This is a genomic window from Bradyrhizobium sp. SEMIA, assembly GCF_014844175.1.
Taxonomy (GTDB): domain Bacteria; phylum Pseudomonadota; class Alphaproteobacteria; order Rhizobiales; family Xanthobacteraceae; genus Bradyrhizobium; species Bradyrhizobium arachidis.
In genome coordinates this window covers 7,528,828-7,545,352 of the sequence record NZ_CP046601.1, presented here as the reverse complement: position 1 = coordinate 7,545,352, position 16,525 = coordinate 7,528,828, and the positions used below count along the sequence as shown (strand labels likewise).

Below are 16,525 nucleotides of genomic sequence, written 5' to 3'. Positions count from 1 at the left end.
ACGTTCCCGCGCGTGCCGCCCTTCTTCTCCGGCCCTATCGGCAAATGGCGCCTTTGCAAAGCGCGCATCCTAGGTCAATCTGTTTGTGTACGGTCACTCCATGCCGCTCGATTCGTAGCTCACAGCAAGATCTTTGCTGCAAATGGCTCCGGCGTTTCGCGAAATGACGCGCCCTTGACGCGTCATCTCGCTCTGCTTGCACTGCGGTGAGGTTATTGGACGCGCTGGATGAGCTCGCCGCGTCCGGGTTGATCAAGCGGATTTCTCTTTCTGGTCCTGTTCTAGCGTCAGAACTTGTAAGTGACGCCGCCGCTGACGAGCCATGGATCGATATTGGCTCGCCCGGTGACGGGAATCGAATTGTTTACCGTCGCGGAGTACTCCGGCCGCAGCCATAGCTTCTTCACGTCAAAGTTGAGGCCCCAGTTACGATTAAGCATGTAATCGAAGCCGAATTGGACCGCCGCGCCGAATTGGTTGCTGATGCGCAAATCCGTAACGGCAAGACCGCCGAGCGACGTATTGGCTGCAGATTGGTTGAAGAATGCGGTGTAGTTGATGCCCGCGCCGATATAGGGCTTGAGCGCGCCGAGATCGGTGAAGTGATATTGCAGGGTCAATGTTGGCGGCAACAGCCAGGCTTTGCCGATATCGAGGCCAGTGAGCGCGCCATTGCCGCTGATGTGATGGCTGGTCACGCCAAGAATGAGTTCGGCGGCAACGTTTCGCGTGAAGAAGTAGGTGATGTCGAGCTCGGGTATGGCTTGATCGCTGATCGAAAGCCCAGAACTGGGTGAGGACAGCGAGGGCACCCCGGCGACCCTGACTGAGCTGCCTGCGGTATCCGGCAAAACGCCAAGCACGCGCAGGCGTATCATCCATGGATTGAAGGGTTCGATCGGGGGCGCTTTATAGTAGATCGGCGCCCGGGCCAGATCTGCAGCCTGTACCGGGATGCTGGCCAACGAGGTTGCTAGCGCGAGGAGTGATGCCCTCGTCAGAACTCTCCTTGTTCTCATCGAATTCTCCATTCCAAAAAAATCGCGCGAAGAGCCGCGCGAGATCTCTGTCACACAAGGCTACTGGCGGAGATTTGATGCCGATCAAAATGGAGCGAGCAGAGCGCAATTATGCCGCTAAGTTGCATAAGGATCACGGTCACGAAGCGTCGAGATCTGTTCTGATCGTTATTCAATTCAAGAGAGCCCGGTCTCTTCAAGAAATTCAAGAGAGCCCGGTCTCTTCAAGAAGCCGCAGAAAGCCGAGAGTGGAAAGCGTCATCTTTGGCTTATTGGGCGCCCTGGGGGAGGCTTCTTCGTTTCCTCAGGTCTGCGGACAACGCGTGGGGTTTGATTCGTGCAAGCAGCCCTCGAGATCTTCTTGCGTCTTGCGGCCAAGCAGTGACAGCGCGGACTCATGATCGAGCCGACAAAATCGTGCCCCGCCTATGTCGATCAGCGGTCGGATCGACCACCATCAATGCGGGTGCGCTTGCTGCGTCGATAGTATCGGGATTGACTTCGCCTGACTTGTACGTGCCGCAGCTCGGTTCAACCAGGAGCCGACGGGCATATGGCCGAAGAACCTACGTAATTCCTCCCCGTCCCATGGCTCCTTCAAAGATGTCTTGGGCTATCACGTCGGGGCCGGCGGACTTCAGCGCTTGAATCTGGCGCGCGTTAGTGGCGCAGCCGGGCTTCTGATAGAAGATGATTGTCGCCACGACATACCTATGTAGGCGCGCCGGAGCTGAACGATTGGCAAGCCGCGGCTGCTTCGGGAGCCCGTTCAATTTCTTCAAAGTCAGCGCACCAAGCGCCGTACCATGTATGCAACCTCGCCGCTGGTGCGCCAGGTTTAGGGCCCGACCGGCATATTCACTATCGTGAGATCGGAGCAACTTCCGTTCCACAACTGAAGGCATCGGAACAGGCGCGCCAAATGTAGTCGTTGTTAGTTTTCTGACAGCCGCGCAGATCCTGTTAGATCCAAAACAGCCAGGACCTTGCTCACCAGCTAGTTGGTTTTCGGAAACGTAATCAGAAGGTTAAGGAGCGCGGTCAAGCGTTGGCACGGCGGTTGCTAAGAAGCGGCAGCAACACTGAGTGAGGGCTGAGTGCACGCCGACGCGTAAGACGAGCGATGTGCTCCTTCCCTTAAACCCGTGTGCCCCGTTTCTGAGAGAGAAACAAGCTCGCGCGCAAGAAGCGCGCAACTTTGGCAAATCGGTTGATGGAGAGCAACATGTCTTCACTGAGACAAATCGCGTTCTACGGGAAGGGCGGCATCGGCAAGTCGACCACTTCGCAGAACACGCTGGCGGCGCTGGCTGAGATGGGTCAGAAAATCCTGATTGTGGGGTGCGACCCGAAAGCGGACTCGACCCGCCTGATTTTGCACGCCAAGGCGCAAGACACGATTTTGAGCCTTGCCGCGAGTGCCGGCAGCGTGGAGGACCTCGAGCTCGAGGACGTAATGAAGGTCGGCTACAAGGACATTCGCTGCGTGGAGTCTGGTGGTCCTGAGCCGGGTGTCGGCTGCGCCGGCCGCGGCGTCATTACCTCGATCAATTTCCTGGAGGAGAACGGCGCCTACGAAAACATTGACTATGTCTCATACGACGTGCTCGGCGACGTCGTTTGCGGTGGCTTTGCGATGCCGATCCGCGAGAACAAGGCGCAGGAAATCTATATCGTGATGTCCGGTGAAATGATGGCTATGTATGCCGCGAACAATATTTCCAAGGGAATCCTGAAATACGCAAACTCTGGCGGTGTGCGGCTGGGCGGTCTGATCTGCAATGAGCGGCAGACCGACAAGGAGCTGGAACTGGCGGAAGCGTTGGCCAAGAAGCTAGGCACTCAGCTGATCTACTTCGTGCCGCGCGACAACGTGGTGCAGCATGCCGAGTTACGCCGCATGACGGTGCTCGAGTATGCACCCGATTCCAAGCAGGCCGATCACTATCGCAATCTTGCGACCAAGGTTCACAAAAATGGCGGCAAAGGCATCATCCCGACTCCAATCTCCATGGACGAGCTCGAGGACATGCTGATGGAACATGGCATTATGAAGCCCGTGGACGAATCCATCGTCGGCAAGACCGCCGCCGAACTCGCGGCCTCGTAAAGGTCGCGAGTCGCGGCCTTGCGAAGGCGCGCGACGAATGCCGGTCTCCCTCACCGCCCATCCCGGGAGGCCGGCATTCTGACGATCGACCCTGATCAAAACCGGGATGCGGCAGCGCAAGCCAGACCATTGTGGAAACTCGCAAAATTATGTCCGAAGCGCACTTCCTTCCGTTGATGGCTGATTGTGCCGTTGAGGCCAACAGTCAGATGCACAGGGGAATTGCAACCTACCGCCTACTTACCGGTGTGCCTCCTGCAGATGCCGATATTGCCATTGACAGCAATTTCGATCGCCATGTCTTAGCGTCTATCTTGGCGGCTGCCACAATGGATGGTGGCTCCCTTCCCGAGAAGGCCGGCCTGTCCGGCCTTGAACTGGCGGCCTTGCTGGAGCAGTACTTTCCCTCGCTTGAGATCAAGCTCGCGGAGCAGCTCTCGGTTTTCAGGTGCGAAGGGGACGAAGAGATCGCAATGCTGCGCGATCTCTTGCTCAAGCAACGCTCGACGGAACGGGATATTGGCCGCTGGCTGGCTGCCATGATAGCGCGGCGCGCCATTGAGCCAGGCCATCTGTGGGAAGCTCTCGGCTTGCGCAATCGCGGCGAACTCTCCCGGCTGCTGAGCCGCCATTTCGCGCCGCTCGCCGCGCGCAATGTCAACAATATGCGCTGGAAGCGCTTCTTCTACCGCATGCTTTGCGAGAATGAAGGCCTCGTGATGTGCACGACACCCGTGTGCAACCAATGTGACGACTTCAACATCTGCTTCGGCGAAGAAAGCGGTGAGAGCCGGATGACCGAGCGCCGGCGGGATTTTCTGTTGCAGGCCGCTCGGCCGGTCGTTGCCGGCGACTGGCCATCTGAGCTGCCACAAGGGTCCGCGATCGCACCATCATCGGAGAAAGCCTCGCAGGATTTGGTAAGCCGCGCGGAAGGTTGAGGGCGCGGCCGACGCCGTTTCGAGCGAGCGACCATGTGTCCAAGGCGGCGGCGGGCTCAAGTGCTCTGCAACAATTCTCACATCCTGGCGTGCCGCAACTGCATTGAAGTTCGAACTCAGCGGGGCAATAGGCAAGGCGTCCGCTTCATGAGCCTGTCGCATTTACGACAATCCATTTGCTGAAGCTTAGGTAGGTCAAACAATGAGGAGATCTCGCGTGATTGCCGCTAGCACCGCCGCAAAATCGTCTTGGTCCGACCAGGTGCGCGCCAAGCCCACCGTGCTCAACGACACGACATTACGCGACGGCGAGCAGGCACCTGGCGTTGCGTTCACCACAGAGGAAAAGCTAGCGATTGCGCAGGCGCTGGCGCGGGCCGGAGTCACCGAGATCGAGGCGGGAACGCCGGCGATGGGCAACGAGGAGATCTCCGCCATTCGCGCCATTGTCGAAGCAGATCTTCCGCTGACCACCATAGGCTGGTGCCGGATGCGGGAATCGGATGTCGACGCGGCCATCGAAGCAAGGGTATCCATGATCAATATGTCGATCCCGACCTCCGACGTCCAGATCGCGGCCAAGCTAGGTGGTCATCGCGACCTGGCGCTGGAACGGGTGAAGCGACTGGTAGGCTATGCCTGTGCGCGCGGACTTGAGGTCGCCGTCGGTGGTGAGGACTCCTCCCGCGCCGATATCGATTTTCTCATCAGACTGATGGCAACTGCAAAAGCCGCGGGCGCGCGTCGCTTTCGTATTGCAGATACGCTCAGTGTGCTCGATCCCGACGCAACCTACGTGCTGGTCAGGAATTTGCGTGCGACCACCGATCTCGAACTCGAATTTCACGGTCACGATGATCTCGGACTCGCAACCGCCAACACGCTCTCCGCTATCAAGGCCGGCGTGAGCCACGCCTCAGTGACCGTCATCGGGCTGGGCGAGCGGGCCGGAAATGCCCCGCTCGAGGAAATCGCGGTCGCACTCAAACAGCTCTACGGGCGCGAGACTGGCATCATACTCCCGGAGCTCGAGAACGTCGCCGCGGTGGTAGCAGCCGCGGCCGCACGTGCGATTCCTGTGAACAAGGCCATCGTCGGAGAGCATGTATTTACGCACGAATCCGGCATTCATGTCGATGGCCTTTTGAAGGATCAACGCACCTATCAATCGCTTGATCCCGTTTTGTTTGGCCGCTGCAACCGCTTTGTGATCGGCAAGCATTCCGGACTTGGGGCGATCACCGCGTTACTCGATGAACTGCAGCTCGTCGCCAGCGCCGATCAAACCAGACAGATTCTGTCGCAAGTCCGCAAATATGCCATCGAGCACAAGCGCTCGGTCGAGCGCGAAACCGTGGCGGCGATCTGGCGCGACGTGTGCGGATGCCTGGCAACCCACCCCGCGTGAAAAGCCGTGTCCAGCAGCGTTTGCGTAAACAGACGCGCCGCAAGGATGGCGTCCGATATCGCTGATGGGCCCGCACGGCGTCCAGCTTTCGCACGTCAGATCCTCTGGCGCGATCTCATCTCCAGATCTTACTTCCCGTTCCGCCATACATGCTGTGACCTCCTACCCAATGGCGAGCCGCCCCGCACTGCCAATCGGCGTCTTCTCGCGCTGAGTTCCGGTCCGGCGACCGTCCTGACGAGCGTCAGCCTCGATCGTGGTTTGGCCATTGATCCCGCCAGCAGTTACCGTCCAGAGCTAATCCGAAGGAGAAGTTTTCATGATCAACTCATCCCCGGCAGCCGGTATCCTGGATCGGCTCAGCAAGGCCTCATCGGCGGAGGATTTTTTTTCGCTACTTGGCGTCGATTACGACCCTAAAATCGTGAATGTCGCGCGCCTTCACATCTTAAAGCGCATGGGACAATACTTTGCAAAAGAGCAATTTGCTGGTGCCGCAGAGCCGGAAATCAGAGCTCGGTGCAAGGCGATGCTGGAGCGGTCCTATGCGGATTTCGTGGCATCGTCACCGATCGACCAGCGAGTGTTCAAGGTTTTGAAGGAGGGGGCCGCAGACCCTAAGAAGGCGGCGGCCTTTGTCCCATTGAGCGAGCTGAAGTGATCTAGCGTTCCACTGCAAGATGTGCCCGACGGGGCACCGTGGCAACCCGATGGGCGGCCTTCGTCTTTATCCGGGTCAGCTCTCTGCAGCTATCACCCGAGCGGCGGCTGTCGTATTCCCGACCCATGTCTGGACTGGTCGTGTCCAGGTATCAGCGGATTTCAAGTGTCTGCCAAACCATTACTTTCGACTGACTTTCAGTGCTTTTTGCAACTGGTACGACACTTGCTGCTGTCCTGCCGACCCGATCGTCGATGCCGACGGATGGTAGTCGTCCGAGATGAGATTGAAGGAAGACCCATGATGCTGCTTTTAGTGCCTGCCGAGCCCTGCGCCATCATCTCGTGGCCTACGATCGCGCCAGGTCCGTTCGAAACGGTCTTTGACGCGATCAAGGCTCCATATGGACGGTGAGATGGTGGTCAATGGATAAGTCGCCCGTTCGCGCTACACCTGGAGAGGGTATGCACAGCGTCGTCCGCATCAAATCGGCCCCGGATTTCGCTCAGATTTGTATCCACCTCGTGGCGGATAGCAACATGCGTCAGGACGAGGGCCAACGTCGGCCCATACGGGCTGTCCGCGCTGGAGGCTCGGCATGGATCGCGTGACAGGTGCGTTGCCGGTATCGCGCTCGTCGTCACAGTCAATGTGGAGCTGGTGGGCCGAAACTGAGGCGCAGGTATTGCGCAGCGAACGGAATCGCCAATTCAGGCATGGAAGCGAACGGTCTGAATCACCGCGGCGTCCTGGCCACCGCGGTGCCGCTCGTCAAACGCGGCGCGCAAGCGTTCAGTGTGGAAGACCTCGCCAGATCCGGCCGGACCGGTACGTCTATCGCGGCGACGCGTCTTGTTGTGAGGCCGGTCGGACCAAGCAGACGGGGCAGAGCAGCCGGCCACTTGCTGACCAAAAGTGATCTTCAGTTAAGGAAGCTAAAAAGCAACCTGTGGCGCGGGCGCGCCTATCTTTGAGGGGAATTTAGAGTATGAGCAATGTCACCAGAACGGTCATGCCGGCGCCGGCCGGGCGCGCAGCCGCCAAAAAAGAACTGCCGGAGCACTTCAAGGCGTACAAGCACGTCTGGGTCTTCGTCGAGCTGGAGCGTGGCCAAGTGCATCCGGTTTCATGGGAGCTCATGGGTGCGGGCCGCAGGCTGGCCGACAGGCTAAAGGTGAATCTTGCCGCTGTCGTTATCGGTCCGGAAGGGCAGCACACACGTAACGCCGCGCTTGACGCCTTTTGCTATGGCGCCGATCTGGCCTACCTCGTGAGCGACAACGTTTTGTCGGATTACCGAAACGAATCCTATACCAAAGCGCTAACCGAACTCGTCAACACCTACAAGCCCGAGATCCTGTTGTTGGGGGCGACGACGCTCGGTCGCGATCTCGCAGGTTCCGTGGCGACGACTCTGTCGACGGGGCTCACTGCCGACTGCACCGCGCTCGACGTCGACGCCGATGGTTCGCTCGCGGCGACGCGTCCGACCTTTGGCGGCTCGCTGCTCTGCACGATCTATACCTTGAATTATCGTCCGCAGATGGCCACCGTCCGCCCGCGGGTCATGCCGATGCCTGAGCGCGTCGTACGCGATGCCGCTCGTATCATCGTCCATCCGCTCGGTCTTCTCGAAGATGATATTGTCACAAAGGTATTGTCGTTTCTACCCGACCGCGATGCAGAAACCTCCAATCTGGCCTACGCCGATGTCGTGGTTGCGGGCGGCCTGGGACTGGGATCGCCTGAGAACTTTCGGTTGGTGCGCGAGCTCGCAACTCTGCTTGGCGCTGAATATGGCTGCTCGCGTCCTCTGGTACAAAAAGGGTGGGTTACGTCTGACCGGCAAATCGGCCAGACGGGGAAAACCATCCGGCCAAAGCTCTATATTGCCGCCGGCATTTCCGGAGCGATCCAGCACCGCGTTGGCGTCGAGGGCGCGGATTTGATCGTCGCCGTCAATACTGACAAGAATGCTCCGATCTTCGACTTTGCCCATCTCGCGATCGTCAGCGACGCCATCCAACTGCTACCCGCGCTGACGGCCTCATTTCGCGCCCGCCTTTTGCCGAACTCGCGCGCCCGGATCGCGGTCTAGAGGAGATGATGATGATTGAAGAGAGATTCGATGCGATCGTGGTCGGAGCCGGTATGGCCGGCAACGCGGCGGCATTGACCATGGCTAAGCGCGGCATGAAGGTGCTGCAGCTCGAGCGGGGCGAATATCCAGGATCGAAGAATGTGCAGGGCGCCATCCTCTATGCCGACATGCTGGAAAAGCTGATCCCAGAGTTTCGAGAGGAGGCGCCGCTCGAACGTCACCTGATTGAGCAGCGGTTCTGGATGATGGACGATCGTTCCCATGTCGGCATGCATTACCGTTCAGACGAATTCAACGAGGAACGGCCGAACCGGTACACGATTATACGCGCCCAGTTTGACAAATGGTTCTCTTCCAAGGTGCGGGAGGCTGGCGCGACTTTACTGTGCGAGACGACCGTCACCGAGCTCGTACGGGACGAGCGTGAAAGAATCGTCGGTGTTCGTACAGATCGCCGAGACGGCGAAATACATGCCGATGTCGTCGTGCTGGCCGAGGGGGTCAATGGCCTGCTCGGGACGCGCGCGGGCCTGCGCGCGCGGCCGAGACCCGACAACGTTGCGCTCGCGGTGAAAGAGATGCACTTCTTGCCCCGCGAGACTATCGAGGCGCGCTTCAATCTCAAGGGCGATGAAGGCGTCGTGATCGAGGCGGTCGGTACCATTTCCCGCGGCATGACCGGAATGGGTTTCATCTATGCCAACAAAGAGTGCATTTCGCTGGGCATCGGTTGTCTCGTCGCCGACTTCCAGCGCACGGGCCAGACGCCATACGGCCTGCTCGATCAATTCAAGGGCCATCCCTCCGTGGCGCCCCTGGTAGCAGGGTCCGAAGTCAAGGAGTACTCGGCCCATCTCATTCCTGAAGGCGGGTACAAGTCAATCCCGCAGCTTTATGGGGAAGGCTGGGTCGTAGTGGGAGATGCGGCCCAACTCAACAATGCCATTCATCGTGAGGGTTCCAATCTCGCGATGACTTCCGGCCGCATCGCTGCCGAAGCGATAGGTCTGGTGAAATCGCGCGGCGAGCCGATGAGTGCAGCAAATCTGTCGATCTACAAGAAGATGCTAGACGATTCCTTCGTCATCAAAGATCTAAAGAAGTACAAGGATTTGCCGCCCCTAATGCATACCCAGTCACAAAACTTCTTTCTCACCTATCCGCAGCTCATCTCCAAGGCGATGCAAAACTTCGTGCGCGTCGATGGTACGCCCAAGGCTGAGAAGGAGAAGGCGACTCTGAAATCCTTTGTCAAGGCGCGGTCATGGGCGGGTCTGTTCGGTGATGCTTGTCGTTTTGCCCGGGCCTGGCGCTGACCGCGACAGTTGTGAAGCCCAACAATGGAAGGTCAAAGTATGAATGTCGAATCCCCAGTCCGCGTCGAAGACAAGCTGTATTATAATCGCTATCTTGTCGACATCGGTCACCCTCACGTCAAGGTCCGTGCGCACACGACGCCATCGCCGCAGCTTCTTGCACTTTTGAAAGCCTGCCCCGCGCGATGCTACGAGCTAAACGACAACGGCCAAGTCGAGATAACTGTTGACGGCTGCATCGAGTGCGGTACCTGCCGCGTGATCGCCGAGCCCACCGGCGACATCGAATGGAGCCATCCGCGCGGCGGATATGGAGTGCAGTTCAAGTTTGGCTGATAGTGGAACAGGGCCGTGGTGCGACCGAGCTAGGCGATAGGACTTCACCGCATCATTGGCGCATTCCGCGTCACTTGCGCGGCGCCGGGACGTCGAGCAAGACCCTCTTCGGGGGGACGCTGCACAAGCCATAACGTGCAGATGTGCCGCTCGTTCGGGAGCCGCGAAGGACTGGTTGTGACCTCACTGAGTGGCGCCACAACGCAGTCAACCGGATGGTAGAGGAAGGATCAGCCCCTCGCCTGAGAGGGGGCGGGCCCAGCGGCCTCGATTGCGATTGCCACTGACTGCATGATCGCGGCAAAGCGCACGGCGGTCTGGATCGCTTCGGAATTGACGCCCGCGACTCTGAGTGTCTTCTCATGGGCATCGATGCAGGCACCGCAGCCGTTTATGGCGGAGACCGCAAGCGACCACAGCTCGAAATCGGACTTGTCCACGCCGGGATTGCCGATCACGTTCATACGCAGCCGTGGCGGCATCGTTTTGTATTCCGGGTTGGAGACAAGGTGAGCGAAGCGGTAGTAAACGTTGTTCATTGCCATGAGGCTGGCTGCGGCTTTCGCTGCGGCAATCGCCACAGATGTCATCACAGCGGACGCAGCCGATTCCATCGCGGCAATCAGGACTGCATTGCGAGTGGCAATCGCGCTCGCCAGCAGCAGCCCGTATTTTCGTTGTGGCGAAAGCGTCTCATCGGCCATCAAGGAGGTCAAGTTCAGCCTGACATCCTTCGCGAAATCGGGAATCTTGTCGCTTAGTTGTTGGATCGAAGACATGCTGCCTCAAGCAACCTTCAAGGTTTCGCCGCCGATTTCCCTGTTGCAAGGACAGAGCTCGTCGGTTTGCAGCGCGTCCAGAACGCGGAGCGTGTCCTTAGGACTGCGCCCGACGTTGAGATTGGTCGCATAGACGTGCTGGATCGTATTTTGGGGGTCAACAATATAGGTGTAACGATAGGCAACCCCTTCGGGTGAACGCACGCCAAGACCGTCGACGAGCGTTCCCTTTGTGTCGGCAAACTGCCAGATTGATAGTTTGTGCAGGTCGACATGTGAGCGCCGCCAAGCGAGCTTGCAGAACTCATTGTCAGTCGAACCACCCAGTACCACCGCGTCGCGGTCGGCGAATTCCTTGGAAAGCCGGGCAAACTCAGCGATCTCTGTCGGGCAGACGAAGGTAAAATCCTTGGGATAGAAGAAGATGATCTTCCATTTTCCTGGAAAGCTCGCTTCAGTCAGCGTCTCGAATGCACTCTGTCCTCCTTCTTCCTGCGCTTGAAAACCGGGCTTCACGCCTGTGATTTCGAACGGCGGCAACTGACTTCCAATTCCGAGCATGCTGTCCTCACAAGTTCGCTCTGTGTAGAAGGTGGCTTCACTGTTGAAGCAAGCTATGTGCCATGCGTTCTCAGGAGTGGAGTCCAGCGGCTTTGATACGGGCATACCCGGGCGCTTGGAGCGTTGATCAGCGAGAAATTTGTAGCCAAGCTCCCTTCCCACAGTCTTGTACGCGGGCGCTGGCCAGGCGGTTGGCGGCGACACGGCAACCAAACCTGAATCTTAGCAATCTCGTAGTCGACCGGCAGGCATTGCAGAACCGATCGAGGGATTGATGTCGGCTTGAACTGGTTAGCGCCTGCGGCTGGTTGAACTGCGACGTCTCACTGTCGAAGGTTCGCAAAGGTACGTTCGCGAGGAATCACGTGGTACGGAGCGTGGGAGCGGACGCCGGAGCTAAGGCTGTTTTCGGAGGGCGAAAGAGCCTGATGCGCGATTTCGGAGACGACGTGCTCGACAGTCTCACTGTCGTCGTCAGGTCGGGGTCCCCAAATAGCCGCAGCTGGTGCTGACGCTGCGCGCCACGCGCGTTGAGATCTCGCGCAATCACTGCTCCAAGGATTGACGATCACAAGCGGTAGCGTACCACCGCCCGGGGTGAAGGTTCGACAGCCGCGAAGGCATTTTTCTGCAACGGCTGTCAGTACTGGTAGGCCCAACGAATTCGGCGCGCAGGCCCGCCCCGGCCGTCGCTTCTTGTTTGGCGAATTTGTTCATCACGAGAAGATCGATCTTGTTGCGAAGTGCCTGGGAAACGACAGCTGCGGCCTCGGCAAGCCCATTTGTATCGAGATTACAGGACAGAGCTCAGGCTGCCGAGTGGCTGGGAAATCGAGATCTCTTGTCCTGTCGCAACGTCGATTGGGAGCATGATGTGCGTGTCATTTGCGCACCTCGCGTCTCGCTGCACGATGCCGCCGATGCGTACGGCTTGCTGCGCGATATCCTCAGCGAAATCAGCGAGTAGCCTATCCACATCGTCTTTTAGACGGTAGCGAATAGCCCCGACACTATTCGGATCTATCTCATCCAAATTATCGATCGCGTCCGGGTTCCTTTTGATGTGTTTCTCGTATCCGGGCACGGCTGTCGAACGCTCTCATGCGGATCGCGGCAGGCGCTGCAAGCACCGATCGGCAGCCTCGAACGGAACGGCGCGCGCGATCTCCGCAAACACCTCCGCTCCATTGCTGAGCCGTAGCGCATCAAAGGAGCGCCGCGTGATGCGCGCCAAAAGCGGCACGCCAGAACGGCCAGTTTCTAGAGCCAGAACCAAGGTGACCTCCGCCTCGTCGAACGGCAGAAAGGCTTTGATGCGTGCCGGAAATACATTGAGGATAGAGCTTGCACGTGGGGGCTCGCACGCGATGCTGACATCGCCGGCTGCGATGCGCAGCCGCAGCTGCGCGCCCGGTCTAAGCGGCACTCCAGGGATCAGAAGGCGCGCCCCGTTGAGGTGGAGCATGATCAGCCCATAGCGCCCGTCATAGCCGCCGACCAAGGTATCAAGACAGACTGCCGCTTCGCCGCGCCCAGCTAGCGCCGGATCGCTCTGAACGACGTTGAGCGGCCCGGCCGTAGTCACGACGCCATCTTTCATCATGACAAGATGATCGGCAAAACGCTCGATATCAGCGTAATCTTGGGTGATGTAGATCATCGGCAATGGGAGCTTTTCCCGCATGCGATCGAGAAATGGCAGGATCTCGCATTTGGCGACGCGGTCGAGCACAACGAGTGGATCGTCCAGCAAAAGTAGCCGAGGCTGGCCCAACAGTGCGCCGCCAAGGGCAAGTCGCTGTCGCTCGGCGGCGGAAAGATGTGATGGCGAACGCTCGAGCAGCGGCGACAAGGCGAGCAATTCGACCACACCGTCAAAATCGATTAGTGTTGGTGTCGATGTTGACGCCTTGTATAGGAGGGTGCGCCGTACAGACCAATGAGAAAGAGGAATTGGTGGTCGGAATACATATGCGACGGGACGCAGATGAGGGGGTCGAAACGTCGTCTCATCCTGCCAAATCTCTCCATCGACCGCACAAAATCCAGTCGGCACATGCTGCACGCCAGCGATGCAGCGCGCGAGTGTGGTCTTCCCGCACCCGGGCGGACCAAAAATTGCCGTGACGCCTTTGGCCGGCAGGCTGAATTGCGCATCTAACGGAATGTTCGCGAGAGAGCCGTTGAACGCAACCTCAATATAGCCCGTTTTTGCTTCTCTCATGAACCTACGCCTGTGCTGTGTCTTCCCATCCAAGTCACGAGCACAATCGCTGCGATAGAGATGATCGCCATGCCTCAGATAATCCGGCCTGTGCCGCTCCAGCACGGCGTCTCTGCTCGCCTGAGGGCATGAGCTGCGGCGGCGGACTGCAGATCTGTGTTAAGATCAGAGGCTTCTTGAGCATCTCCGCGCCGCGACGATCGTGACAGTCGGACGCTGCCCAGTGCCCTTGCCAATGAGTGGCAAAGCGCCTGTCCCTTAGCGCGAGGTTTTCAGTCTGCTTCGGCGGCCCCGGGGCTTTTGCTGAATGTCCAAATTGCGCGCCTTGAGAGGTTTGGCGGTAAAGATGTCGGCTCAGGCCAGAGCTGAATGCTGGCTCGGGGCCGGAAATCCGCATCAAGGATCCCACGGCTTTGCTAGCCGATTTGAAGTTTGCGCCGGGAGCGACGGTCATGGCTTCTGCATTCTTGGGTGCGAGCGGCATCAAAGCCAGATCGATCAGGATGAATCGGATAAATCTCATTGAAACTCCGCTTCCCGCGCCCCTTCTTTGGCGGCGACCGGTTGGTCGCTACCCAGCAATCCGCGTGCCGTTTCAAGGAATATCTGCGCGTCTTGCGGAAAGGGAGGCTGTGTATCAGTCTCCACCAGACATCCTAAATCACCAGATCTTATTGTAGGACTCTGGACGCTCGCGTCACCATTCGCACATGTAGGAGCTATCAGTTGGAAGCCGAGGATGATCCATCGCCTCGTGGATTCGGGATGGTGTTTGGCAACATGCGGCCGTAAACTCGTCAATGAGGGACAAGTGCATGCCATCCGATCTGGCGCACGTTCCGATCTGTGCGGAGGAGAAGGTCGGGGGCCGGGCGCTTGGAAAAATGGCTGATGTGAGATGATATGCGGTGCCCGCGAGCTAGGGCAGAACGTCTTGCTGGCAGCACGGCTTACAGACGTATTTCAGGGCGCGCGGGCCTTCGTTGCCTCGCGGGTCGACGCAGGATTGAGCTGCCCGAGATGCATGATTTGACCGGCCCCCAAAGGAACTCTGGCGTCGCCGACGAGCGGGTTGGGGCTCGAGGCCCGCAATTTGAGCCTGCTGAATGCTCCAGCTTGGACCGCATAGCGTGTCGCTATCGTGAAGGCCTATTTGTCTAAGGAGGGCTTTGGCGTTGCAATGGTGCGCGTGGGCAGTATCGGGTACTCGATCTTCGGCAGCTGTCCGGTGAGCGAATTCAGAAAGGCGACAATTTCGTCAGTTTCTTCATCGCTGAGCTCTGCTCCAAGCTGAACCTCACTCATCACGCCGACCGCTTGCTTAAGACTCCAAACCTGACCAGAATGAAAGTAGGGCGGGCGCAATGCGACGTTGCGCAACGGCGCCGAGCGGAAAACATACTCGTCGCCGAGGTCCTTGGTGACGGCAAAACGACCTTTGTCCTCCTTTGGAAGTTGGCTTTCGGCTGGCCTTTTAATGATGCCGAAGCGAAAATAATCCTGTCCGCCGACGTTGATTCCGTTGTGACAAGAGGAGCATCCCTTTTCGATGAATAGCTTTAGCCCGGCTTTCTGTTGATCGTTGAGAGCATACTCATCGCCCTCGAGGTACTGATCGAAGGGGGCGTCGGGAGTAATCAAGGTCGCCTCGAAAGCCTCGATGGCCTTGGCGAAGTTTGCAAACGTAAGGGGCACCGCCTCGTTGGGAAAAGCCTTACTGAACATAACGACATAATCGGTCATTGAATTCAATGTGCTGAGTACGCGATCGGCCGTCGCATTCATTTCGGTGCTGGCCTGGACAGGGCCTGCTGCCTGCGCCTTGAGATCCGCCGCTCGCCCATCCCAGAACTGCGCCACGTTGAAGACTGCGTTATAGACTGTTGGCGCACGACGAGACCCCAGCTGCCAGCGATGACCAATCGATCTCGGGCCGGCATCTACCCCGCCCGTCCCAAGGTTATGACACGTGTTGCAGCTGATAACTCCGCTTGCAGATAGCCTCGAATCGAAAAACAAGGATTTGCCAAGCGTGACCTTTTCATGGGTGATAGGATTGTCCTTCACCGCTGGAACGACTGAGGGAATCGGCTTGAAAATCCGCTTGGCGGCGCGCATCAGATCCTCATTGGCGCCGGCTGCTGGGGAAACCAGAATGGCTGACGCCACAACACTTAACCTGCAGGCCCTGGAAAGCTCGCTTAACACTATTTTCCTCATGTGATGTCTCGCTTTTCTCCTAGATCCTGGAATCGCAAACATAGCGCTCGGTCCGCGTCCGCCCGCAGAACGACGTGCAGCAGTCAACGAATGGTGTCTTCCGTATGCTGGGCTAGGCTGCACCCAGGCCGACGCTCCGCCGGTGCTATAGCAACCGGCGTGCCAGGGGCCCAACGGCGAAGCCTGCCGAGCTGGTTTCATGCAATTGCGCACTGTGAATTGCAGCAAGCGGCTTGAGGCTGTCGAATTGACGGTACCTGACGGGTGCGACGAATCATCATCCAGCCACAGGAATCCTGGCCTGTCGGTCCAAGCCTCCGTGCTTCCCGGAAAACTCACCCGTACGGCACTCTTTGACTCTGCAGGTCAGCTGGCTGAGACCGCGAACAAAGCGAGCGGCGCCGGCGCAGCTTGTCGCTGCTCGCCTCGATGCGTGCGCTTTGAGCCTTCAACCCCCACACTAAGCTGATCGCCACCAACATCGGTGACGTTCCTACCCGCGGGCAGTCGGTCAGGCGTGCAGTTGTTGGGAGTTCGTCCTACTGCCACCAATGTGGGTATGCAGTTTCATCACGTATTCACACGTGCCGGACGCTCAAAGTGCTTGAATCGACCGTGGCGTCAGGTTGTAGGCATTGCGAAGCAGAACGCCACCGGTGAGACAGCATCGCCACACATGCGCTAAACGGCCGATCTTTGTTGTACCTCCGTCTTCGCAATGAGCGTGTTGCGCGTGGCGAGACGATGATTCGGAGGCCGTAATCATTGCGGCTGCCCCGTAACAGGCACGATCATGGCTGCCGAGCGCCCAATCCGGCAAACAGATTACGCTCGCGGGGCAAAGAACAA

14 protein-coding genes are annotated in these 16,525 nt (G+C 58.5%); 7 read left to right on the top strand and 7 right to left on the bottom strand.

The features are described from left to right. Positions 1–287: 287 nt before the first annotated feature. Positions 288–1,031 carry an OmpW/AlkL family protein gene (locus FOM02_RS36265; RefSeq protein ID WP_265440840.1) on the bottom strand — a complete coding sequence of 248 codons (744 nt, stop codon included), beginning with the start codon at positions 1,029–1,031 and terminating at the stop codon, positions 288–290. A gap of 1,213 nt (positions 1,032–2,244) precedes the next feature. Here FOM02_RS36265 and nifH point away from each other — a divergent pair. From nifH to FOM02_RS36225, 7 genes are all read left to right on the top strand, one after another. Further along, positions 2,245–3,129 (top strand): nitrogenase iron protein, encoded by an 885-nt coding sequence (gene nifH, locus FOM02_RS36255; RefSeq protein ID WP_092218329.1) that lies wholly within the window; start codon positions 2,245–2,247, stop codon positions 3,127–3,129. A 149-nt stretch (positions 3,130–3,278) separates the two neighbouring features. Beyond that, positions 3,279–4,070, top strand: a complete 792-nt coding sequence (locus FOM02_RS36250) for a nitrogen fixation protein NifQ (protein WP_265440839.1) — start codon at positions 3,279–3,281, stop codon at positions 4,068–4,070. 217 nt (positions 4,071–4,287) lie between these two features. Next, a complete protein-coding gene (gene nifV / locus FOM02_RS36245) occupies positions 4,288–5,478 on the top strand; it encodes a homocitrate synthase (RefSeq protein ID WP_416207737.1) in 1,191 nt (396 codons plus the stop codon). 319 nt (positions 5,479–5,797) lie between these two features. Beyond that, positions 5,798–6,139 (top strand): nitrogenase stabilizing/protective protein NifW, encoded by a 342-nt coding sequence (nifW, locus tag FOM02_RS36240; RefSeq protein WP_265440838.1) that lies wholly within the window; start codon positions 5,798–5,800, stop codon positions 6,137–6,139. A 988-nt stretch (positions 6,140–7,127) separates the two neighbouring features. After that, positions 7,128–8,237, top strand: a complete 1,110-nt coding sequence (locus FOM02_RS36235; RefSeq protein ID WP_265440837.1) for an electron transfer flavoprotein subunit alpha/FixB family protein — start codon at positions 7,128–7,130, stop codon at positions 8,235–8,237. 11 nt (positions 8,238–8,248) lie between these two features. Further along, positions 8,249–9,556 (top strand): FAD-dependent oxidoreductase, encoded by a 1,308-nt coding sequence (locus tag FOM02_RS36230; RefSeq protein WP_265440836.1) that lies wholly within the window; start codon positions 8,249–8,251, stop codon positions 9,554–9,556. Positions 9,557–9,595: 39 nt separating this feature from the next. Continuing rightward, positions 9,596–9,892 carry a ferredoxin family protein gene (locus tag FOM02_RS36225; protein WP_092218293.1) on the top strand — a complete coding sequence of 99 codons (297 nt, stop codon included), beginning with the start codon at positions 9,596–9,598 and terminating at the stop codon, positions 9,890–9,892. A gap of 230 nt (positions 9,893–10,122) precedes the next feature. Here the strand turns inward: FOM02_RS36225 and FOM02_RS36220 are convergent, their stop codons facing one another. From FOM02_RS36220 to FOM02_RS36205, 6 genes are all read right to left on the bottom strand, one after another. Continuing rightward, a complete protein-coding gene (locus FOM02_RS36220; RefSeq protein WP_027563354.1) occupies positions 10,123–10,671 on the bottom strand; it encodes a carboxymuconolactone decarboxylase family protein in 549 nt (182 codons plus the stop codon). 6 nt (positions 10,672–10,677) lie between these two features. Then, positions 10,678–11,232 (bottom strand): peroxiredoxin, encoded by a 555-nt coding sequence (locus tag FOM02_RS36215; protein WP_027563355.1) that lies wholly within the window; start codon positions 11,230–11,232, stop codon positions 10,678–10,680. A 546-nt stretch (positions 11,233–11,778) separates the two neighbouring features. Further along, the gene (locus tag FOM02_RS47365) at positions 11,779–12,036 is read right to left on the bottom strand and encodes a DUF2478 domain-containing protein (protein ID WP_416207799.1); all 258 of its coding nucleotides are present in this window, start codon (positions 12,034–12,036) and stop codon (positions 11,779–11,781) included. Then, positions 12,026–12,316, bottom strand: a complete 291-nt coding sequence (locus FOM02_RS47360; RefSeq protein ID WP_416207736.1) for a DUF2478 domain-containing protein — start codon at positions 12,314–12,316, stop codon at positions 12,026–12,028. The genes FOM02_RS47365 and FOM02_RS47360 overlap by 11 nt, the downstream gene beginning before the upstream one ends. A 15-nt stretch (positions 12,317–12,331) precedes the next feature. Further along, positions 12,332–13,456: a molybdenum ABC transporter ATP-binding protein gene (gene modC, locus FOM02_RS36210; protein ID WP_265440835.1), complete on the bottom strand. Its 1,125-nt coding sequence runs from the start codon at positions 13,454–13,456 to the stop codon at positions 12,332–12,334. A gap of 1,149 nt (positions 13,457–14,605) precedes the next feature. Then, positions 14,606–15,676: a cytochrome-c peroxidase gene (locus tag FOM02_RS36205; protein WP_265440834.1), complete on the bottom strand. Its 1,071-nt coding sequence runs from the start codon at positions 15,674–15,676 to the stop codon at positions 14,606–14,608. Between the last annotated feature and the right edge of the window lie 849 nt (positions 15,677–16,525).

Excerpts from the sequence above, each read along its gene's own strand:
- FOM02_RS36265 (WP_265440840.1), bottom strand. The coding sequence starts at position 1,031 with ATGGAGAATTCGATGAGAACAAGGAGAGTTCTGACGAGGGCATCACTC.
- nifH (WP_092218329.1), top strand. The coding sequence starts at position 2,245 with ATGTCTTCACTGAGACAAATCGCGTTCTACGGGAAGGGCGGCATCGGC.
- FOM02_RS36250 (WP_265440839.1), top strand. The coding sequence starts at position 3,279 with ATGTCCGAAGCGCACTTCCTTCCGTTGATGGCTGATTGTGCCGTTGAG.
- nifW (WP_265440838.1), top strand. The coding sequence starts at position 5,798 with ATGATCAACTCATCCCCGGCAGCCGGTATCCTGGATCGGCTCAGCAAG.
- FOM02_RS36235 (WP_265440837.1), top strand. The coding sequence starts at position 7,128 with ATGAGCAATGTCACCAGAACGGTCATGCCGGCGCCGGCCGGGCGCGCA.
- FOM02_RS36230 (WP_265440836.1), top strand. The coding sequence starts at position 8,249 with ATGATTGAAGAGAGATTCGATGCGATCGTGGTCGGAGCCGGTATGGCC.
- FOM02_RS36225 (WP_092218293.1), top strand. The coding sequence starts at position 9,596 with ATGAATGTCGAATCCCCAGTCCGCGTCGAAGACAAGCTGTATTATAAT.
- FOM02_RS36220 (WP_027563354.1), bottom strand. The coding sequence starts at position 10,671 with ATGTCTTCGATCCAACAACTAAGCGACAAGATTCCCGATTTCGCGAAG.
- FOM02_RS36215 (WP_027563355.1), bottom strand. The coding sequence starts at position 11,232 with ATGCTCGGAATTGGAAGTCAGTTGCCGCCGTTCGAAATCACAGGCGTG.
- modC (WP_265440835.1), bottom strand. The coding sequence starts at position 13,456 with ATGAGAGAAGCAAAAACGGGCTATATTGAGGTTGCGTTCAACGGCTCT.
- FOM02_RS36205 (WP_265440834.1), bottom strand. The coding sequence starts at position 15,676 with ATGAGGAAAATAGTGTTAAGCGAGCTTTCCAGGGCCTGCAGGTTAAGT.